Origin of the sequence: Devosia sp. A16 (assembly GCF_001402915.1) — a bacterium.
Classification (GTDB): domain Bacteria; phylum Pseudomonadota; class Alphaproteobacteria; order Rhizobiales; family Devosiaceae; genus Devosia_A.
This window is the reverse complement of sequence record NZ_CP012945.1, coordinates 2770947-2789651: the sequence shown is the minus strand read 5'-3', so window position 1 is coordinate 2789651 and position 18705 is coordinate 2770947. Positions and strand designations below refer to the sequence as shown.

Sequence of the window (18705 nt, the reverse complement as noted above, 5' to 3'; positions counted from 1 at the left end):
CCGGCCGGAACCTGCGAGACTTTGGGGATAGTGCATGATCGGCATGGTTCTGGTGACGCACGGAGCGCTCGCCGTAGAGTTCAAATCCGCCCTTGAGCACGTCGTCGGGCCGCAGGACTATGTCGAGACCGTCGCCATCGGCCCGGATGACGACATGGAAGAGCGGCGCAACGACATCCTCAAATGCGTCGATGCCGCCGACCAGGGCCAGGGCGTGGTGATCCTCACCGACATGTTCGGCGGCACCCCGTCCAACCTCGCCATCTCGATCATGCAGCAGCGCGAAGTCGAGGTGATCGCCGGGGTCAACCTGCCCATGCTGGTGAAACTCGCCCGGGTGCGCGCCGACCTCGAGATCAAGCAGGCGGTGAAGGAAGCCGCCGAGGCCGGGCGGAAATACATCAACGTCGCCAGCGAGACGCTGGGGGGGTAAGCCCTGAGCCGCCGAGGCCTGCAGTCGGCGTTCCCTCTCCCGCCTGCGGGGGAGGGGGGACCAGCCGAAAGGCTGGTGGGAGGGGGGTGCCAAGAACACCGATCTCTACCCCAGCCGCGCACCATCAGCGCGTGGGGCTCCCCCCTCCCACCACGCTTTCGCGTGGTCCCCCCTCCCCCGTAAACGGGAGAGGGTGCCCTGACTGCACCTGCGGCGTGCGGACGGGGCTATCGGAAATTCATCGACCGCACCCGCGAGACGCTTGGCGGGAAAGTCGTTTTCCGGCATCCTAGCGCCATGGATACAGCAGCTGGTTCGGATCGGGCACTCGCGCAGCAATTGACCATCGTCAATCGCAAGGGCCTGCACGCCCGCGCCTCGGCGCGGTTCGTGCGCACCGCCGAGTGCTTCGAGGCCGAGATCAAGGTGGTCCGCGACGGCCAGGCGGTGAACGGCAACTCCATCATGGGGTTGATGATGCTGGGCGCGGGCCCGGGCTCGACCATCCTGGTGCAGGCCACCGGCAAGCAGGCGCGCGAAGCGCTCGACGCCATCACCACCCTGGTCAATAACGGCTTCGACGAAGACTCCGACGGCGCCGCCGCCTGATCGGTTAGCCTCTCGCTCACCAACTGCTCCTATGCTCGGAACGGCACCGGCAATCGGCCGTTGCAACTGGGAACGGAGCATTCCGGATGCGCAGGACACTCGGTATCGTCGGCGGCTTGGCGCTCGGCCTCTGCCTCAGCCAGTTCCCCGAATATGCCCAGCAATATACCCAGCGGCTCGGTGGCGCGGTGGACGAGCTGCGCATCATCACCAGCGAGTTCGAGGTGGCGGCGCGGGGGGCCGGTCTCACGCTCGAGCAGGCGATCGACCGCTATTCGAAGACCGGCGACAGCTTCATTGCGGCGCGGGGCGAGTCCATGGCGCGAACCTTCTCGCGCTATCGCGAGCTGGCGGCGACGCTGGACGAAGTGCGCGGCGCCACCGGCTGGGAGCGCTTCGCGCGGCTGCCCGCCTATTTCGACACCGAGATCGGCCGGCGAACCCTCGACGACTACCAGCCGGCCGTGCCGGTGACAGTCGAAGGCCTGAGCTATGCCGCCGCCGGCTTCGGCGTGGGCTACGTCACCCTTTCGGCCATCGTTGGCGTGCTGATGCTGCCATTCCGGCGGCGGCGTGTGCGCTATGTCGAGCGACGCCCGAGAGAGACATAAAGCTTTCTTTATATCCCGGTTGATAGCGCCCGCCGCCTTCAGTATAAGGCCCCCACACCAGCGATATTGACGGAGACAGGGCCGATGGCCAGCAACAACGACTACGTGGTCCGCGACATCGGGCTCGCCGAGTATGGCCGCAAGGAAATCGGCATGGCCGAGATCGAGATGCCGGGGCTGATGGCGATCCGCGAGGAATATGCCGCAAAGCAGCCGCTGAAGGGCGCCCGGATCGCCGGCTCGCTGCACATGACCATCCAGACCGCGGTGCTGATCGAGACGCTGAAGGCGCTCGGCGCCGACGTCCGCTGGGTCAGCTGCAACATCTTCTCGACCCAGGACCATGCCGCTGCCGCCATCGCCGCCGCAGGCATCTCGGTGTTCGCCAAGAAGGGCGAGACGCTGGAAGAGTACTGGGACTATACCGACCGCATGATGGAATGGCCCGGCGGCCAGACCCCCAACATGATCCTCGATGATGGCGGCGACGCCACCATGCTGGTGCTGACCGGCGCCAAAGCCGAGACCGACCCGTCGGTGCTCGACAACCCGCATTCCGAGGAAGAGGAAATCTTCTTCGCGCTGATCAAGAAGCGCCTCGCGAAGGATCCGCAGTTCTACTCCAAGATCCGCGCCAACATCCGCGGCGTCTCCGAGGAGACCACCACGGGCGTGATGCGGCTCTACCAGCTGCAGCAGAAGGGCGAGCTGCCGTTCCCGGCGATCAACGTCAACGACAGCGTCACCAAGTCGAAGTTCGACAACAAGTACGGCACCCGTGAATCGCTGGTCGATGCCATCCGTCGCGGCACCGACGTGATGCTGGCCGGCAAGGTGGCGATCGTCTGTGGCTATGGCGATGTCGGCAAGGGTTCGGCGCAGTCGCTGCGCGGCGCCGGCGCCCGCGTGCTGGTCACCGAGGTCGATCCGATCTGCGCCCTGCAGGCGGCGATGGACGGCTATGAAGTGGTGACCCTCGAAGATGCGGCGCACCGCGCCGACATCGTCGTCACCGCCACCGGGAACAAGGACGTCGTCAGCCTCGACGACATCCGCAACCTCAAGGACATGGCGATCGTCTGCAATATCGGCCACTTCGACAACGAGATCCAGGTGGCCGAGCTCCGCAACTTCAAGTGGACCAACGTCAAGCCGCAGGTCGACATCGTCGAGCTGGCGCCGGGCAAGCGCATCGTGCTCTTGTCGGAAGGTCGCCTCGTCAACCTCGGCAACGCCACCGGCCACCCGAGCTTCGTGATGAGCGCCTCGTTCGCCAACCAGACCCTGGCGCAGATCGAGCTGTGGACCAATGGCGACAAGCTCGCCAAGGCCGTGCACGTGCTGCCCAAGCACCTCGACGAGAAGGTGGCCGAACTGCACCTCGCCAAGCTCGGCGCCAAGCTGACCAAACTGTCGAAATCGCAGGCCGATTATATCGGCGTCAGCGAGGCTGGACCGTTCAAGTCGGAGCAGTACCGGTACTGAGCGGCGGCAACGCGGTAAGTTACGAATGGCGCCCGGTGGGCGCCCTTCAGTTATCTGGACTGCCCCTCACCCGCCCTGCTCCGCTGGGCACCCTCTCCCTCAAGGGGAGAGGGAAGAGAGCACGATCCTGCCTACGGCGTCCCTCTCCCCTTGAGGGAGAGGGTGGCTCGGCGCAGCCGAGACGGGTGAGGGGCAGACCCGGCAAAAAAATCCGCCCAAATCAGCTCGGCGTTAACGAAGCGTTCACTGTTCGGTCCGGGGTCAACACCCATTCTCGGGCCATTCCCCGCTGTTCACATACAATTAGACTCTTTTTGCGCGAATCCGCGCCCGGTAATGTCTGGTGATTCGGCGGTTACGGGTTTTGACCAGCCGAAAGCGCGGCGAATCAATGGGGCTCGACGCGGCGGCAGTGCGGAGTTCGTCGTCCGGGTCGGGCGGCGATGAGCAGCAAAATCGGTTAGGGGCAGTATATGGCGCCGGATAGGGTCCGGAACGATTGGGGATTCGCAGGTCTGTCAGCGAGTCTGGTCACGCTTGTGAGTGCCTCACCCGCCCTGGCCCAGGGCATCACCGCCAACAACGTGATGGGTGCGGCGCCCGTCGCCATCGCGCTCGGCGCCGGTGCCTTCGCGCTCATCGCCATGGCGCTGGTGCGCCGCATGCTGCGCGACAACCGGCTGGCGCAGCAGCGTTCGTCCGAGCAGATCGCCGGCCTCAGGGCGCGGGTCGACGAATACGAAGCGTTGCTGTCGGGTGGCCGCGAGATCATCGTCCTGTGGGCCAATGCCGGCGAAGGCCCGCGCTTCCTCGGCCAGGCCTCGGCCCTGCTGCCGCCCGGCCGCCGCGCCGAAGCCGTACTGGATTTTGCCTCGTGGCTGGGCGAGGCCGATGCCGACCGGATCGCGCGCGCCATCGAGCACCTTCGGGTCGGCGGGCGCGGCTTCGAGCTGACGCTCAAGGCCAGCGACGGTCGCACGGTGCGCGCGTCGGGCTCGCTGCTCGGCAACGGCGCGGCGCTGCGACTGCGGCCCGCGGCCGCGCAGCCGGCCGCGGAAGTACCTCCGGCCCTGCCGGCCCCTCCGGCGCAGGCTGCCACCGACCACGCCACGGCCCGCACGGTGCTCGCCAGTCTCGGCAAGCCGGCCTTCCTGCGGGACGGCGCCGGCCGCCTGGTGTTTGCCAATGCCGCTTACCACGACCTGGCGCGGGCGCTCGGCCGCAAGACCAGCGAGAGCCAGCCGGCGGAGCTGGTCGACTACGGCCTGTTGCAGCGCAATCGCGCCGTGCTGGGCGATGCGCGCAAGCCGCAAAGCACCATGGTGACTTTGGGCGAGATCGGCGATTTCGAGGTCGTCGATTTCCCGGTCAACGGCGGCTCGGCCGGGTACCTCCACGCCCGCCAGGACGCGGCGCCGCGTGACCCGGGCCTGTCGCACCTCAGCGCCATCATCGACGCGCTGGCGACGCCGATCGCCATCTTCAATCCCAACCGCGAGCTGGTGCAGTTCAACCGCGCCTATTGCGCGATGTGGGATATCGATCCCAGCTGGCTGAAGCTCGGCATGGACGAGCGCGTCATCCTCGACAAGCTCCGCACCGACGGCAAGCTGCCGAACGAGCCCGACTACCAGGGCTGGCGCACCCGGCACCTCAGCGCGTACCAGCTGCGCGTGCCCAAGGAACTCGAACCCTGGCACCTGCCCGACGGCCGCACCGTGCAGGTGATCGCCGCTCCTGCCGGCCCCAAGGGCGGGGTGATCTACGTATTCGAGGACATCACCGACCAGCTCAATCTGAAGAGCCAGCACAAGGTGGTGCTCGACGTGCAGCGCTCGACGCTGAATGCGCTCAGCGAAGCCGTAGCGGTGTTCGGCACCAATGGCCGCCTGACGCTTTCCAATCCGAAGCTCTCGACGGTGTGGAAGCTGCCGGCGAACCTCTTCACCGAAACGCCGCATATCGACCAGATCGCCGAAGCGGCGGCGCGGGCGCTGCCTGAGGACGGGGCGACCATCTGGCGCGATCTCAAGCGCTCGATCATCGACCTCAACCCGACCCGCTCGGACCGGCAGGGCCGCATCGCCCGCGCCGACGGCAAGCTGATCGACTACGCCATCGTGCGGCTGCCCGACGGGCAGACGATGATGACCTTCCTCGATGTCACCGAGAGCGCCAACTACCAGCGGGTGCTGAAAGAGCGCAACGACGCGCTGATCACCGCCGACCGGCTGAAGGATGCGTTCGTGCAGAACGTCTCGTATGAACTGCGCTCGCCGCTGACCAACATCATCGGCTTCGCCGACCTGCTCGCTTCGGGAGCCGCGGGCGAGCTCAACGACAAGCAGCGCAGCTATACCGACTTCATCCGCGCCTCGAGCGCGACGCTGGGCGTGCTGATCGACAACATTCTGGACCTCGCGACGGTGGATGCGGGCATCGCCGAACTGCAGCCCGAGCCGCAGGACATCGCGACACTGGTCGACAAGGCCCGCGCCGGCCTCGCCGCCACCTTCCCCGACATCGACGGCGAGCCGACGCTGAACCTCAGGGTCATCATCGAGCCCGACCTGCCGCCGTTCATCGCCGACGGCACCCGCATCGTGAACGTGCTCTACAACCTTCTGTCCAACGCTGCCCGCTTCTCCGAGCCGGGGGGCGAGGTGCGGCTCACCGTCAGCGGTCGCACCGGCCGCATCCAGTTCGTGGTGGAGGACGAAGGCGCGCCGATGAGCGAGGAAATGCGGGTTGCGCTGCTCGATCGCAACGAGGCACTGGCCGGCCCGGTGCGCCAACGCGGCGCCGGCCTCGGCCTCTCCATCGTCCGCGCCTTCGTCAACATGCATGGCGGCACCATCGCGGTGGAGCGGCGCGAGCCGCGCGGCACCCGGGTGGTGGTGAGCCTCCCCAGCGACGCGGCAATGGCCGGCGCCGCCGAGTAGGGCTTTGCGTCGACCGCCATCCTCGGCTATCCGAGACCGATGAGCGCCGAGCCCCTGTTCCTTGCCGATGACGATGCGACCGCCGAACTCGGCCGCCGCCTCGCAAAGCTGCTGCGCCCCGGCGACCTGGTGTTGCTGGAAGGCGACCTGGGCGCCGGCAAGACGGCGCTGGCCCGCAGCGTGATCCGCACCCTCGTCGGCGATGACACGCTCGATGTACCCTCCCCGAGCTTCGCGCTGGTGCAGCCCTATGAGGCCGATGGCCATCCGGTGCTGCATGCCGACCTCTATCGGATCGGCGATCCGCATGAGGTCGACGAACTCGGCCTGTTCGACCGCGCCGACGCCATCGTCCTCGTCGAATGGCCGGAGCGGTCGGACGAGGTGGTGCAACAGGCGACGGTTCGCGCCTCCCTCACGGTTCCCGCAGGTGGGGAAGGCCGGGCGGTGACCGTGGCGTTTGTCGACGGACGGCATCTGTAAAGCTCCGCGGGACCGCGCGCCGTGTACCTGTTCAACTGCCATTCCCACGGAGTCATTCCCGCGAAAGCGGGAACCTTCGTTTGCGATGGTGGCCAAGAAAACGAAGGTCCTCGCCTTCGCGGGGATGACACCGAGCTTGTGGAGCTGTCGGGCGGGCAATCGCATATGGCCGCACGCCCGAACCTCTGGCCACTACCCGACTGGACTTCCCTCCCCTCACCGAGTCAAATCCCGCACCATGCGCCGCGACTCGCTTTTCACCATCGCGCCCCACGCGCCTTTTCTCGCCACGCTCGCCGAGCGGGTGCTCGATGGTACATTGCTGGGCGACTGGCGGCGCGAGGGGCCGTTCTGGCTCAGCGACGTCACCATCATCCTGCCCACCCGGCGCGCCCGCTTCGTCCTGGCCGAGGAGTTTGCGAAACGCCAGGGCGGCACCGTGCTGCTGCCCGATATCCGCACTTTCGGCGGCGAGGTGGCGGACGAGGAGCCGTTCCTGCCGCCATTCGATGCGCCGGCCAGCAAGCCCGCGGCTTCGCTGCTCGAGCGCCGGCTGACCCTGTCGCACCTGGTGCGGCTGTTCGCCGAGCGCGCCGAGAGCTTTGCGACGCCCCCCAATCCGGCCGAGATCTTCTGGCTCGCCGACTCGCTGGGCGAGGTGATCGACGACTTCACCATTGCCGGCATCGAGGTCGCAAAGCTCAAGGAGCTAGTGCCCGAAGAACTCGCCGGCAACTGGCAGAAGGTGCTGGAATTCCTCGACGTGGCGCTCTCCGCCTGGCCGGCGATCCTCGCCGAACGCGGCCGGATCGATGCCGCGACGGCGCGGAACGAACGGCTGCTGCGCCAGGCCGGCGCCGCCGGCTACCTCTACGGCGAGCGGCCGGTGATTGCTGCGGGCTCCACCGGCTCGATCCCGGCAACCGCCGCGCTGCTCAAGGCGGTGGCGGAGTTGCCGCGCGGCGTGGTGGTGCTGCCGGGGCTCGATACCTCGTTCACCCCGGACCGCCACGAGCGGATGATCAATGGCGAGACCACCCAGGGCCACCCGCAATATGGCCTGATGAAGCTGTTGCGCAGCCTCGGGGCCGGCGTCGGCGAGGTGGTAGAATTGGGTGGCGAGACACCGCGCACCGCCCTGGTGCAGGCGGCGTTGGCGCCAGCCAGCGAAACTCCGGCCTGGCCGATGCTGCGTGCCGATATCCCGGTGAGCCGCGCCCTCGAGGGCATCAGCGTGCTTGCCGCCCGCAATGCCGACGTCGAGGCGCGCGCCATCGCGCTCGCCGCCCGCGCCACGCTGGCCGAAGGCAAGACGGTCGGCATCGTGGCGCGCGACCAGACGCTGGCGCGCCGCATCGCCGCCGAACTGAACCGCCACGGCGTGGTGGTCGACGACGCCGCGGGGACGCCGCTGTTTCAGTCGGGCGCCGGCCGGCTGGCGCGCCAGGTGCTGGCCGTCGTCACCGACGACTATGCGCCGGTCGACAGTATCGCGCTGCTCCGCAATGCGGCGGTGTCGCTGGGGCTCGACCGTTTCGTCGTTCGCAGACTCACCGACCACCTCGACCTGCGCTTTCGCTCCGAACGTCCGGGCGCCGGTATCGCGGGCCTCAGGGCCCTTTCCGACCGCGAGGAGTTGCCCGAGCTGCTCGACCGGCTGGAAGCCGCGATGGCGCCGGTCACGGCGCTAAAGGCACGTGAGCGGATCACGGCGCCCGAGCTGGCCTCGGCTTTGCTGGCGACGCTCGAGGCGCTGATCGCCGATGCCGACCTGCCGGGGATGACCGAGTTGCGTCGCTGGGCCACCGAGCTGGCGGCGCTCGACCAGGGCGGCACGGCGTTCGCGCCGTTCGACCTCGAGGCCGTGCTCGAGGCGCTGCTCACCGGCAGCAAGACGCAGAACCCGGTGCCGGCGCGCGACGACATCCATATCTGGGGCGAGCTCGAGGCCCGCCTGATGAACCCCGACCTGATGATCCTTGCCGGCATGAACGAGGATATCTGGCCGCCGGTCGCCGACCCTGGCCCCTGGCTGAGCCGCGGCATGCGGATCGGCATCGGGCTCGAGCCGCCGGAGCGCCGGCAGGGCCAGGCCGCGCATGATTTCGTCATGGCGGTGGGCAATGCCGAGGTGATCATCGCCTATGCCGAGCGCATCGGCACCTCGCCGGCGCTGCCTTCGCCGCTGCTGCAGCGGCTCTACGCCTTCGTCGGCGAGGTCGACACCCGGCTGCTGCGGGCGCGGGGCGCCCGCTGGCTGGCCGAAGCCGATGCGATCGACCATGCCGGCGTGCCGCGACCGGCCGAGCGCCCGTTGCCCAATCCGCCGGCAAGTATTCGCCCCCGCAGGCTGAACATCACCGAGATCGAGCCGCTGATGCGCTCGCCCTACGACATCTATGCGCGGCGGGTGCTCGGCCTGCAACGCCTCGAGCCACTGGGCACCGAGCCGAGCGCACGCGAGCGCGGCACCATGATCCACGGCGTGTTCGAGCGGTTCGTCGAGGCCGGGCTCGACCTCGAACTGCCCGAGGCGCTGCCCGAGATGATGGGGATGGCGCGCGATGCCTTTGCCGGGCTCGACGCCATCAAGGAGCGTCGCGATATCTGGCTCAAGCGCTTCGAGCGCGCCGCGCGGCAGTTCCTCGATTACGAGCGGCGGCGCGATGCCGAGATCCTCGAGCGCCACGCCGAGACCAAGGGGGAGTGGCTGTTTCCGGCGCTCGACAACTTTACCCTGGTGGGCAAGGCCGACCGGCTCGACGTCAAGCGCGACGGCACGCTCGAGATCATCGATTTCAAGACCGGCGGCGTGCCGCAACCCAAGGACATGACGGCGTTCGACGCGCCGCAACTGCTGCTGGAAGCGGCAATGGCGCGCGCCGGAGTGTTCCCCGGCCTTCAGCCCCGCGACAGCTCGGCGCTGACCTATATCAAGATCGGCCTCGGGCCGGCGGCGTTCCAGGTCAAGCCGTTCAAACTGCCCAAGGGCATGGACCTGATGCAGGCAGTGGACGAGATCGAGCGCCGCATGCAGCGGCATGTCGAGCTGTTCCTGCTGCAGGACGAACTGCCGATGGCGGCGCGAATCCGGCCGCGGGTGGAGACCGGCCGGAAGTCCTATCCGGGGCCCTATGACCATCTGGCGCGCACCGACGAGTGGACGCTGACCGCGGGAGTGGATGATCCATGAGTCGGCGCCTGCTGAGCCCGATGCCGCAACAGATCGTCGCGGCACAGCGCGATGCCTCCGACCCCGAACGCAGCGTCTGGGTGACGGCCAATGCCGGCTCGGGGAAAACCTATGTGCTGACCGCCCGGGTGCTGCGCCTGCTGCTCAGCGGCGCCAGGCCCGAGGAAATCCTCTGTCTCACCTACACCAAGGCGGCAGCGGCGGAAATGCGCGGCCGTGTCGCCGAGCGGCTGGGGCAATGGGCGCTCGAAAGCGAAGACGAGCTGATCAAGGACCTGACCGGGCTGAGCGGGGTGCCGCCGACCCCGGCGATGCGGCTGCGCGCCCGCTCGCTGTTCGCCCGGGCGCTGGAGGCGCCGGGCGGCTTGCGCATCCAGACCATCCACGCGTTCTGCGAGAGCGTGCTGCACCGCTTCCCGCGCGAGGCCGGCGTGCCGTTCGATTTCAGCGTGCTCGAGGAGCACCAGCGCGACAGCATGCTGCTGGAGGCGCGCGAGACGGTGCTCGCCGCGGGGCTGCGAGGAAGCGGCGAGGCGGGGGCGGTCGAGACGCTGTTCGGCCTGCTCAGCGATTTCCAGATCGAGACCGCCATCCTCGAGGCGCTCAACCAGCAGCGTACGCTGAGGCCGGTGCTGGCGCGGCGCCAGGCCGCCAAGCGCGAACTGCTGAAACTGGTGGGAAATGTCGGCAGCATCGACGAGGTGATGGCCGAGATCGGCGCGGGCTACGGGCTCAGCCGCGACGACCACGCGCAGATCTTCGCGCTGGTGGCGCCCGATCCCTCCGGCACCGATTTCGTCGATCGGCTCGGCCAGATCGATCCCGAACGGCCGGACCCGGACGACCTGCTCGATGCCTTCCTGACTCAGGCCGACCGCACGGCGCGCAAGACCCTGCTCAAGAAGGCGACTGCAGCCCTGATCCCCGAGATCGCGGCCCGGCTGGTGGCGGAAGGGCAGCGGCTCGAGCAGCTCTACCAGAAGCTGGTCAGCGCCGAACTGGTGGCGCGCAGCGAGGCGATGCTCGACGTAGTAGCGGCGATCTCGGCGTATTACGAGAAACAGAAGCGGGCCCGTTCGCTGCTCGATTTCGACGACCTGATCGAACGGCTGGCGGCGCTGCTGCGCGACGAGGAACAGGGCGCCTGGGTGCGCTACAAGCTCGATGCCGGCCTGAGCCATATCCTCGTCGACGAGGGACAGGACACCAATCCGCTGCAGTGGCAGGTGGTGGGGGCGCTGATCGACGATTTCTTCTTCGGCGACAGCGCCGCCGACCGGCCGCGCACGCTGTTCGCCGTGGGCGACCAGAAGCAGTCGATCTTCTCGTTCCAGGGTGCCGACCCCAAGGTGTTTGTCGAGGCCGGGCGGCAATATGCGTTCAGCGCCCGCGCCGCGCATTTCGAGATCACCCCGGTGCCGCTGCGCTACAGCTTCCGCACCCTGCCCAATGTGCTCAACGCCGTGGACGAGGTTTTCAAGCGCGCCGACCTGAGGGAGGGCGCGCTCGAAAGCAGCGGCGTCGCGCACTCGACCGCCCGCGCGGATGCCGGTGGGCTGGTGACGCTGTGGCCGCCGATCAAGGACCAGGCCGAGGAGACCGACCCGACGAACTGGCCGACCGAGCCGCCGCTGATCCAGACGCAGAGCGCGCAGCGACAGGTGGCGGAAAGGATCGCCCGCGAGATTAGGGGCTGGATCGACGCCAAACGCCCGCTGGGGCCGCGCGGCAAGGCGGTGAGCGCCGACGACGTGCTGATCCTCGTCCAGGTCCGCAGCGTGCTGTTCCACGAGATCATCCGGGCGCTGATCCGCGCCGGAGTGCCGACCCCGGGCGCCGACCGACTGGCGGTCACCACGCATCTGGGCGTGCTCGACATGATGGCGCTGGGCGATGTGCTGAGCAATCCGGCCGACAACCTGCAACTCGCGGCCCTGCTGCGCTCACCGCTGTTCGATGTCAGCGAGGACGACCTTCTCGCGGTGGCGCAGCCGCGCGGCGAGAAACGGTTGTGGCGGGCCATCGAGGGCTCGGACATCCCCGCCGTGAAGGCGGCCTACGAGCAGCTCTATCGCTGGCGCAACCGGCTGGATTTCGAGCGGCCGTTCAATTTCTACGCCGACGTGCTCTATGCCGGTGGCGGGCTCAGGCGGATGCGCGGCCGCTTCGGCTCGGAGATCGACGACGTGATGGCCGAGTTCCTCGACCTGGCGCTGTCGCACGAGCAATCGGCGCAACCCTCGCTGCTGGGCTTTCTGGCCGAGCTCCGCTCGCGCGAAGTGACGATCAAGCGCGAGCTGGCCGAAGGCGGCGCCGGCGTGCGGGTGATGACGGTGCATGGCGCCAAGGGGCTCGAGGCGCCGATCGTCATCCTGGCCGATGCGGCCAGCACCGAGCGGGGCCGTGACCGGCGCAGCGTTTACCTCAGGGCAGAACCACCGCTGTTCATTCATGCCTCGTCTTCGGCGACGCATGCGCCCGCCACCACCGGGTTCAAGGACGAGGCGGACGGCGACCAGATCCGCGAATATTGGCGCAAGCTCTACGTCGCCATGACCCGCGCCGAGGACGAGCTCTATGTCACCGGCTACCTCACCAAGCAGGGCAAGGTCGACGGTAGCTGGTACGAGGCGATCGAACAGGGGTTGGCGCCGCTCAGCGAGAGCGTTGTCGACGCCGATGGCATCACCAGCGCCTTGATCTACCCGAGGGAGCGACCTGCGCCGGCGCGGCTGAAACCGGTCGATGCCGCGCTCGATCCGGGCGGCGGGGCACTCGACTTCAAGCCGCTGCCGGAGCGCAAGCCCCGCAAGGTGCTGAGGCCGTCGAGCGTCGAGACGCCCTCCGATCCCGCCCGCACGCTGGCGACCCGCCTCGAGGAGGGCCTCGACCCCGAGACCGCCCGGCTCGCCGGCACGGCGTTGCATGCGCTGCTGCAGCACCTCGCCAAAGTAGCGCCCGAGGACCGGGCGGCAGTTGCCAAGAGGGCCCTGCCGCTGCTGCTGCCCGAGGCACCGGAGCAGCATCCGGGCCTCGCCACCAGGGCGCTGTCGATTCTCTCCCGGCCGGAGCTGGCCCACCTGTTCACCCCCGCCAGCCGCGCCGAAGTGCCGTTCCTCGCCACCGCCGAGCACAAGGGGGAGACCGTCACCATTGCCGGCCGCATCGACCGCATCGTCGCCACCCCGCACGGCATGCTGCTGGTCGACTTCAAGTCCGATGCCGATCCGGTGATGGAACCGGCGCGGGTCAAACCCGCCTATCTGACGCAGCTCGGGCTCTATGCGCTTGTTGCAAAGCAGCTTTTCCCGGGACAGAGGATAGAGGCGGCGATCCTCTGGACTGGGTTGGAATCGCTGCTAAAATTGCCGGACGCTGCTTTGGCGGAAGCGGCGCGGGGGTTCACCATCCGGTGACGTTCGTTGAAGTCACACTGGACTCTACCTAGCTTTTGGATCACACAGACCGCCGCTTTCAACCCAAAAGGCAAAATCAATGACAACCCACGTTTCCGACGCCAATTTTGGCGAGGAAGTCCTGTCCTCGAAAGAGCCCGTGCTCGTAGATTTCTGGGCCGAGTGGTGTGGCCCGTGTCGCGCCATCTCGCCGGTTCTGGAAGAGCTCTCGACCGAGCTGCAGGGCAAGGTGAAGATCGTCAAGCTCAACGTCGATGACAACCCGAACACCACCGTCAAGTACGGCGTTCGTTCCATCCCGACGATGATCCTGTTCAAGGGCGGCGAAGCCGCCGATATGAAGATCGGCGCGGGCACCCCGAAGGCCGGCCTCGCCAAGTGGCTCGAGAGCCACGCTGCCTGATCGACGCGTCACTCGCTGCTTGAAATGAAAACGCCGCTGGCTCCGCCGGCGGCGTTTCGCTTTGCCTCCTCTCCCCTGAGCGGAGAGGATAGCGTCGCCAGGAGCGGAGCGACTTGGCAAAGCTGAGGTGAGGGGTTCAGCTTCTCGGCTTCGCTGGATTGACCAGCGCTCAGCGACCTGTGAACCCCTCATCCGGCGCTTCGCGCCACCTTCTCCCTGCGGGGAGAAGGGAAGGAACCGCTTCTGCCTGGGTGTCACTCCACGCAAACCTATCCCTTCCCACTCCACCCGACTCCCTGTAGCGTCCATCGCCAATCGACGATGGAGACGACCATGGGTACGCGCGTCAACGACCAGAACTTTGAAGCCGAAGTGCTGAACTCAAGCAAGCCTGTGCTGGTCGACTTCTGGGCCGAGTGGTGCCCGCCCTGCAAGGCAATGGATCCGATCCTCGACGACCTCTCGACCGAACTCGCCGCCAAGGTGAAGATCGTCAAGCTCGACGTCGACGCCAATCCCTCGACGGTGGTGAAGTACAATGTGCGCGCCATGCCGACGCTGATCGTGTTCAAGGACGGCGAGCCGGTGGATTTCAAGGTCGGCGCCGGCCAGTCGCGCGTGCAGCTGATCAAGTGGCTCGATCAGTTCGCAGCCTGATTTTGCTGACGATTTTCCGGTGCGATCGGGAATAGTCTCTGGTCTCGCACCGGAGGATTGCATGCGTTTCGACCATCTCGCCAAAGCCCCGTTCAACCTCGATGCCGAGGCACTTGCCTGGGTTCGGCAGCGTTTTGCGACGCTCGCGCCCGACGACAAGCTGCGCCAGCTGTTCACGTTGTTGTCGCGCGGCATGGACGCAAGCGAGATCGCCCGGATCCGCGCCTTCCGGCCGGGCGGCATCACCCGGCATGCCGGGCCGGACGTGGCGGCGGAACGAGCGTTGTTCGCCGACCTCAACGCAGCGGCGCCGGTGCCATTGCTGATCTCGGCCGATCTCGAAGGCAGCCGGATGAGCCTTGCCGCGGGGGCCGAGATGCCCAACCCGCTGGCGCTGGCGGCGATCGACGATGTCGAAGTCACCGCCGAGGTCAGCCGGATCATGGCCGAGGAGGCCCGGGCCGTCGGCATCAACTGGAGCTTCACGCCGGTCCTCGACATCAATGCCGCGTTCCGCAGCGCCATCGTCGCGACGCGCGGCTTCGGCTCGAACCTCGCGACCATCGAGACGCATGCCATAACCCAGATGCGGGTGTTCCAGCAGCGTGGCGTCGCCGCGGCGATCAAGCACTGGCCGGGGGAAGGCTACGACGATCGCGACCAGCACCTCGTCACCACCATCAATCCGCTGTCGATGGAGGAGTGGGAAGCCAGTTTCGGCCGGCTCTACCGCGGCGCCATCGCCGCCGGCGCGCTGTCGGTGATGTCGGCGCATATCGCGCTGCCCGCCTTCGTGCGCGCCCTCGACCCCGATGCCGGCCTCGAAGCCTTCCGGCCCGCCTCGATCAGCCGGCTGCTGAACGAGGAGCTGCTGCGCAAGCGGCTCGGCTTCAACGGACTGATCGTCTCCGACGCTACCCCCATGGCCGGTCTCGGCGCCTGGGGCAAACGCAGCGACACGCTGCCCGAACTCGTCAGCGCCGGTTGCGACGTGATCCTGTTTTCCGACGATTACGAACAGGATCTCGGCTATCTCGAAGCGGCGCTTGCGGACGGCCGGCTGAGCTGGGAGCGGATCGACGAAGCGGTGGTCCGCCAGCTCGGCCTCAAGGCCGCCGTAGGGCTCCACAAGCCTGCCAGCGGGGGATCGATCGGCAGCCCCGCGAACCGGGCCTATGCCGAAGCGGTGGCGCGCCGGGCGCCGACGCTGGTCAAGGACACGCAAAAGCTGCTGCCGCTCGACCCGGTGAGACACAAACGCGTGCTGGTGATTTCCGGCGGCATCGTCTTCCCGTTCCTGCCGCACCCCCTGCCCTTCGCGCTCCCCGACCTGCTGCGCCAGCGCGGTTTCGAGGTGACGGTGCACGACGCCGCGACCGAGGTGAGCGCCGAGCGGTTCGACCTGGTGCTCTACCTGTTCGGCGACGAGACGCTGTTGACCCGCGGCCGCATCTTCCTCGACTGGCTGGGGCTCACCGGCCATTTCGGCAAGGCGATGCAGCGCCACTGGCACGACATCCCCACCGCGATGATCTCGTTCGGCTACCCCTACATGCTCTACGACGCGCCGCGCGTGCCGACCTATATCAACGCCTACACCACCACCGAGACCATGCAGCGGGCGGTGGTCGAGGCGCTGCTGGGGGATATCGAGTGGAACCGGCATTCGCCGGTCGACCCGTTCTGCGGGTTGGAGGATGCGAAGTACTGAGCAGCTCGCTCAGCTCGCAAGCGGGTGCTTGCCCAGACTGATAGAGACGGCCCCCTCCCGGCCTCCCCCATGAAGGGGGAGGTGAAGAGTCGAGGCTGTGGCTCGATCGTGCCAAAGACTCGATGCGGCACCTCCCCCTTTATGGGGGAGGATGGGAGGGGGCCGTCTGCCGGAGATTCGCCCGGGAGAAAACCCACCGCTCGCGGCCGCTCACAACTGATGCGTCGGCGTCAACGTGTTAGGTCGGCGGCGTGCCGTTCTGGTGCAGCACGTGCCCGGCAAGATAGAGCGAGCCGGCGAACACCACGCGCGCCGGATGGCCGAGCCTGGCGGCATCGGCGAGAGCGTTGAGGATGGAGCTCGATTGCACGGCGTCGAAGCCACCGTCGCGCGCCTGCTCGACAATGGTCTCGGCAGGGTGCGCATTGGGTTCGCCCGGAATGCTCAGCGCGAACACCTTTTCGACCATCCCGGCGAACGGAGCGAGGAAATCGGCGGGCTTTCTGGTGTTCATCAGCCCCATGATCAGCACCAGGGGCAGCGGCCGCCGTGCCTGCATTTCACCGAGCGCCAGCGCCAGCGCCGCGGCACCATGCGCGTTGTGCCCACCGTCGAGCCAGAGTTCGGAGCCCTGTGGCAAGAGCTGCAGCAAGGTGCCGGTGACTGGCTGCAACCGCGCTGGCCAGCTCACCTCGCGCAGGCCCCGCGCGATGTCGGCCTCGCTCACCGGCAGGCCGAAATGCCGCGTCGCGGCGATCGCCAGTGCCGCATTGTCGAACTGGTGCGGGCCGGCCAGCGCCGGCGGCGGCAGGTCGAGCAGTCCCTGCTCGTCCTGATAGACCAGCCGGCCATCCTCGGCGCGGCCGTCGAAATCCTCGCCCGCGATCAGCGGCGTGACGCCGAGCCGCGCCGCTTCGCGCACCAGCACGGCCCGACCTTCGTCACGCTGCCGGCCGAACACTGCCTTGGCCCCACGCTTCAGGATGCCGGCCTTCTCCCAGGCGATCTTGTCGAGACTGTTGCCGAGGAAATTCTGATGGTCGTAGTCGACCGGGGTGATGATGGTGCCGAGCGGCCTTGCCACCACATTGGAAGCGTCGAACCGCCCGCCCATGCCGGTTTCGAGCAGCAGGTAGTCCGCCTTCACTTCGGCGAACAGCTTCAGCGCCGCCGCGGTGGTGATCTCGAAAAAGGTGATCGGCTCGCCGCCGTTCGCCTGTTCGCAGAACTCCAGCGCCTGGTTGAGTTTTCGCGATGAAACGAGCTTGCCGGCCAGCCTTATGCGCTCATTGAAGCGCACCAGGTGGGGTGAAGTCATCACATGCACCTTCTTGCCCGAGGCCTCGAGGAAGGCGCGGAGGTAGGCGAGGGTCGAGCCCTTGCCGTTGGTGCCGGCGACATGGATGACCGGTGGCAGGTGATCCTGCGGGTTGCCGATCCGTTCGAGCAGGCGCAACTCGCGATCGAGCTTGAGGTCGATAAGCTTCGGATGCAGCTTGAGCAGCCGCTTCAGGATAGCGTCGGTGCGGGACACGGGAACCAGATTCTCGAACAGCAGCATGGCGCGCTTCTAGAGTATTTCTCCGTTTCGTTGAAACGCGGAAATACTCTTACCTTTTGATTTGGTCGCGCATTCGAACCGGAACAGTCTGCAACTTTTCCTGAAAGCGCTCCAGCACCCGGTTCTCACGTGATGAAGAGGCCGGCCCTACTCGGCGTGTGCGGCTTCCGGCATGCCGACGAGGTCGTCACCGGCATTGGCGGCAACCGGCGTCGCGAGGCGCGCCGGGGCAGTTTCGCTCAGCTCTTCGCGCTGCGGCGACTTGGTGAGGATGCCGACCAGCGAGCCGATGGTCTCGCGCAGGTTGTGCCGGTGCACCACCATATCGATCATGCCGTGCTCGTAGAGATACTCCGAACGCTGGAACCCTTTGGGCAGCTTCTCGCGAATGGTCTGCTCGATGACGCGCGGACCGGCAAAGCCGATCAGCGCCCCAGGCTCGGCGAGGTGCACGTCGCCCAGCATGGCATAGGAAGCGGTGACGCCGCCGGTGGTCGGGTTGGTGAACACCACGATGAAGGGCAGTCCGGCTTCGCGCAGGCGCAACACCGCCACCGTGGTGCGCGGCATCTGCATCAGCGACAGCACACCTTCCTGCATCCGGGCGCCGCCCGAGGAGACGAACAGGATGAACGGCGTGTGCTTGCTTGCCGCGGTCTCGAGCCCGGTGACGATGGCGGAACCCGCGGCCATCCCGAGCGAGCCGCCCATGAAGTCGAAATCCTGCACGCCGACCGTGACCGGCTGACCGAAGAGTTCGCCCGTCGCCACGGTGACGGCGTCGTCGGTGCCGGTCTTCAGCCGGCTTTCCTTAAGGCGGTCGGCATAGCGCTTGCTGTCGCGGAACTTCAGCGGGTCATGCGGCACGGACGGCAGCGGCACGGCGTCGTATTTGCCCTCGTCGAGGAAGGTGGCGAGCCGGTCCGAGGCCTTGATCTTCATGTGGTAGCCGGAGTTCGGCACCACCCACATATTGGCTTCGAGATCGCGATAGAACACCATCTCGCCCGACTCCGGATCCTTGACCCAGAGGTTCTCCGATCCGGTATCCTTCGGCTTGAGGAAGGAGCGGATACGGGGGCGGACGACGTTGTTGATCCAGTTCATTGCCTAGCCTGTGAAGCTGCCGCTTGCGGATGCGCGTCGCATCCATCGCGGGCCTATATGGTGATTGTGGCGAATATTATCAGCATCGGCAGGC

Annotated in this window: 13 protein-coding genes; 11 read left to right on the top strand and 2 right to left on the bottom strand. The window is 67.2% G+C overall.

Going from position 1 to position 18705, the window contains the following annotated elements; genetic code table 11:
- The first annotated feature begins 34 nt into the window (after positions 1–34).
- From APS40_RS13625 to APS40_RS13575, 11 genes are all read left to right on the top strand, one after another.
- Positions 35–433, top strand: coding sequence for a PTS sugar transporter subunit IIA (locus APS40_RS13625; RefSeq protein WP_055047570.1), 399 nt, complete (start codon positions 35–37; stop codon positions 431–433).
- Between the two features lie 297 nt (positions 434–730).
- Positions 731–1042, top strand: a complete 312-nt coding sequence (locus APS40_RS13620; protein ID WP_055047569.1) for an HPr family phosphocarrier protein — start codon at positions 731–733, stop codon at positions 1040–1042.
- An 86-nt stretch (positions 1043–1128) separates the two neighbouring features.
- Positions 1129–1653 carry a DUF2937 family protein gene (locus APS40_RS13615; protein WP_055047568.1) on the top strand — a complete coding sequence of 175 codons (525 nt, stop codon included), beginning with the start codon at positions 1129–1131 and terminating at the stop codon, positions 1651–1653.
- Between the two features lie 84 nt (positions 1654–1737).
- The gene (ahcY, locus tag APS40_RS13610) at positions 1738–3138 is read left to right on the top strand and encodes an adenosylhomocysteinase (protein ID WP_055047567.1); all 1401 of its coding nucleotides are present in this window, start codon (positions 1738–1740) and stop codon (positions 3136–3138) included.
- A gap of 539 nt (positions 3139–3677) precedes the next feature.
- Entirely contained in the window at positions 3678–6080 is a 2403-nt protein-coding gene (locus tag APS40_RS13605) for a sensor histidine kinase (RefSeq protein ID WP_055047566.1), read from the top strand.
- Between the two features lie 39 nt (positions 6081–6119).
- Positions 6120–6563: a tRNA (adenosine(37)-N6)-threonylcarbamoyltransferase complex ATPase subunit type 1 TsaE gene (gene tsaE / locus APS40_RS13600; RefSeq protein WP_055047565.1), complete on the top strand. Its 444-nt coding sequence runs from the start codon at positions 6120–6122 to the stop codon at positions 6561–6563.
- A 238-nt stretch (positions 6564–6801) separates the two neighbouring features.
- Positions 6802–9756 carry a double-strand break repair protein AddB gene (addB, locus tag APS40_RS13595; RefSeq protein WP_055047564.1) on the top strand — a complete coding sequence of 985 codons (2955 nt, stop codon included), beginning with the start codon at positions 6802–6804 and terminating at the stop codon, positions 9754–9756.
- Complete coding sequence (gene addA, locus APS40_RS13590) at positions 9753–13172, top strand: double-strand break repair helicase AddA (RefSeq protein ID WP_055047563.1); 3420 nt, start codon at positions 9753–9755, stop codon at positions 13170–13172. Before addB ends, addA begins: the two co-directional genes overlap by 4 nt.
- A 79-nt stretch (positions 13173–13251) precedes the next feature.
- On the top strand, positions 13252–13575 hold the full coding sequence (gene trxA, locus APS40_RS13585) for a thioredoxin (RefSeq protein WP_055047562.1): 324 nt from the start codon (positions 13252–13254) through the stop codon (positions 13573–13575).
- Between the two features lie 333 nt (positions 13576–13908).
- Positions 13909–14232: a thioredoxin gene (trxA, locus tag APS40_RS13580; protein ID WP_055047561.1), complete on the top strand. Its 324-nt coding sequence runs from the start codon at positions 13909–13911 to the stop codon at positions 14230–14232.
- A gap of 61 nt (positions 14233–14293) precedes the next feature.
- Positions 14294–15943, top strand: coding sequence for a glycoside hydrolase family 3 protein (locus APS40_RS13575; RefSeq protein WP_055047560.1), 1650 nt, complete (start codon positions 14294–14296; stop codon positions 15941–15943).
- 238 nt (positions 15944–16181) lie between these two features.
- Here the strand turns inward: APS40_RS13575 and APS40_RS13570 are convergent, their stop codons facing one another.
- Both APS40_RS13570 and accD read right to left on the bottom strand, forming a co-directional pair.
- Positions 16182–17504 (bottom strand): bifunctional folylpolyglutamate synthase/dihydrofolate synthase, encoded by a 1323-nt coding sequence (locus APS40_RS13570; protein WP_055047559.1) that lies wholly within the window; start codon positions 17502–17504, stop codon positions 16182–16184.
- A 147-nt stretch (positions 17505–17651) separates the two neighbouring features.
- Positions 17652–18611, bottom strand: a complete 960-nt coding sequence (gene accD, locus APS40_RS13565; RefSeq protein WP_055047558.1) for an acetyl-CoA carboxylase, carboxyltransferase subunit beta — start codon at positions 18609–18611, stop codon at positions 17652–17654.
- Between the last annotated feature and the right edge of the window lie 94 nt (positions 18612–18705).

Bases quoted from the DNA above. Each gene is read 5' to 3' on its own strand.
- APS40_RS13615 (WP_055047568.1), top strand. From the start codon at position 1,129: ATGCGCAGGACACTCGGTATCGTCGGCGGCTTGGCGCTCGGCCTCTGC.
- APS40_RS13625 (WP_055047570.1), top strand. From the start codon at position 35: ATGATCGGCATGGTTCTGGTGACGCACGGAGCGCTCGCCGTAGAGTTC.
- tsaE (WP_055047565.1), top strand. From the start codon at position 6,120: ATGAGCGCCGAGCCCCTGTTCCTTGCCGATGACGATGCGACCGCCGAA.
- addB (WP_055047564.1), top strand. From the start codon at position 6,802: ATGCGCCGCGACTCGCTTTTCACCATCGCGCCCCACGCGCCTTTTCTC.
- addA (WP_055047563.1), top strand. From the start codon at position 9,753: ATGAGTCGGCGCCTGCTGAGCCCGATGCCGCAACAGATCGTCGCGGCA.
- trxA (WP_055047562.1), top strand. From the start codon at position 13,252: ATGACAACCCACGTTTCCGACGCCAATTTTGGCGAGGAAGTCCTGTCC.
- APS40_RS13570 (WP_055047559.1), bottom strand. From the start codon at position 17,504: ATGCTGCTGTTCGAGAATCTGGTTCCCGTGTCCCGCACCGACGCTATC.
- APS40_RS13575 (WP_055047560.1), top strand. From the start codon at position 14,294: ATGCGTTTCGACCATCTCGCCAAAGCCCCGTTCAACCTCGATGCCGAG.
- APS40_RS13620 (WP_055047569.1), top strand. From the start codon at position 731: ATGGATACAGCAGCTGGTTCGGATCGGGCACTCGCGCAGCAATTGACC.
- trxA (WP_055047561.1), top strand. From the start codon at position 13,909: ATGGGTACGCGCGTCAACGACCAGAACTTTGAAGCCGAAGTGCTGAAC.
- accD (WP_055047558.1), bottom strand. From the start codon at position 18,611: ATGAACTGGATCAACAACGTCGTCCGCCCCCGTATCCGCTCCTTCCTC.
- ahcY (WP_055047567.1), top strand. From the start codon at position 1,738: ATGGCCAGCAACAACGACTACGTGGTCCGCGACATCGGGCTCGCCGAG.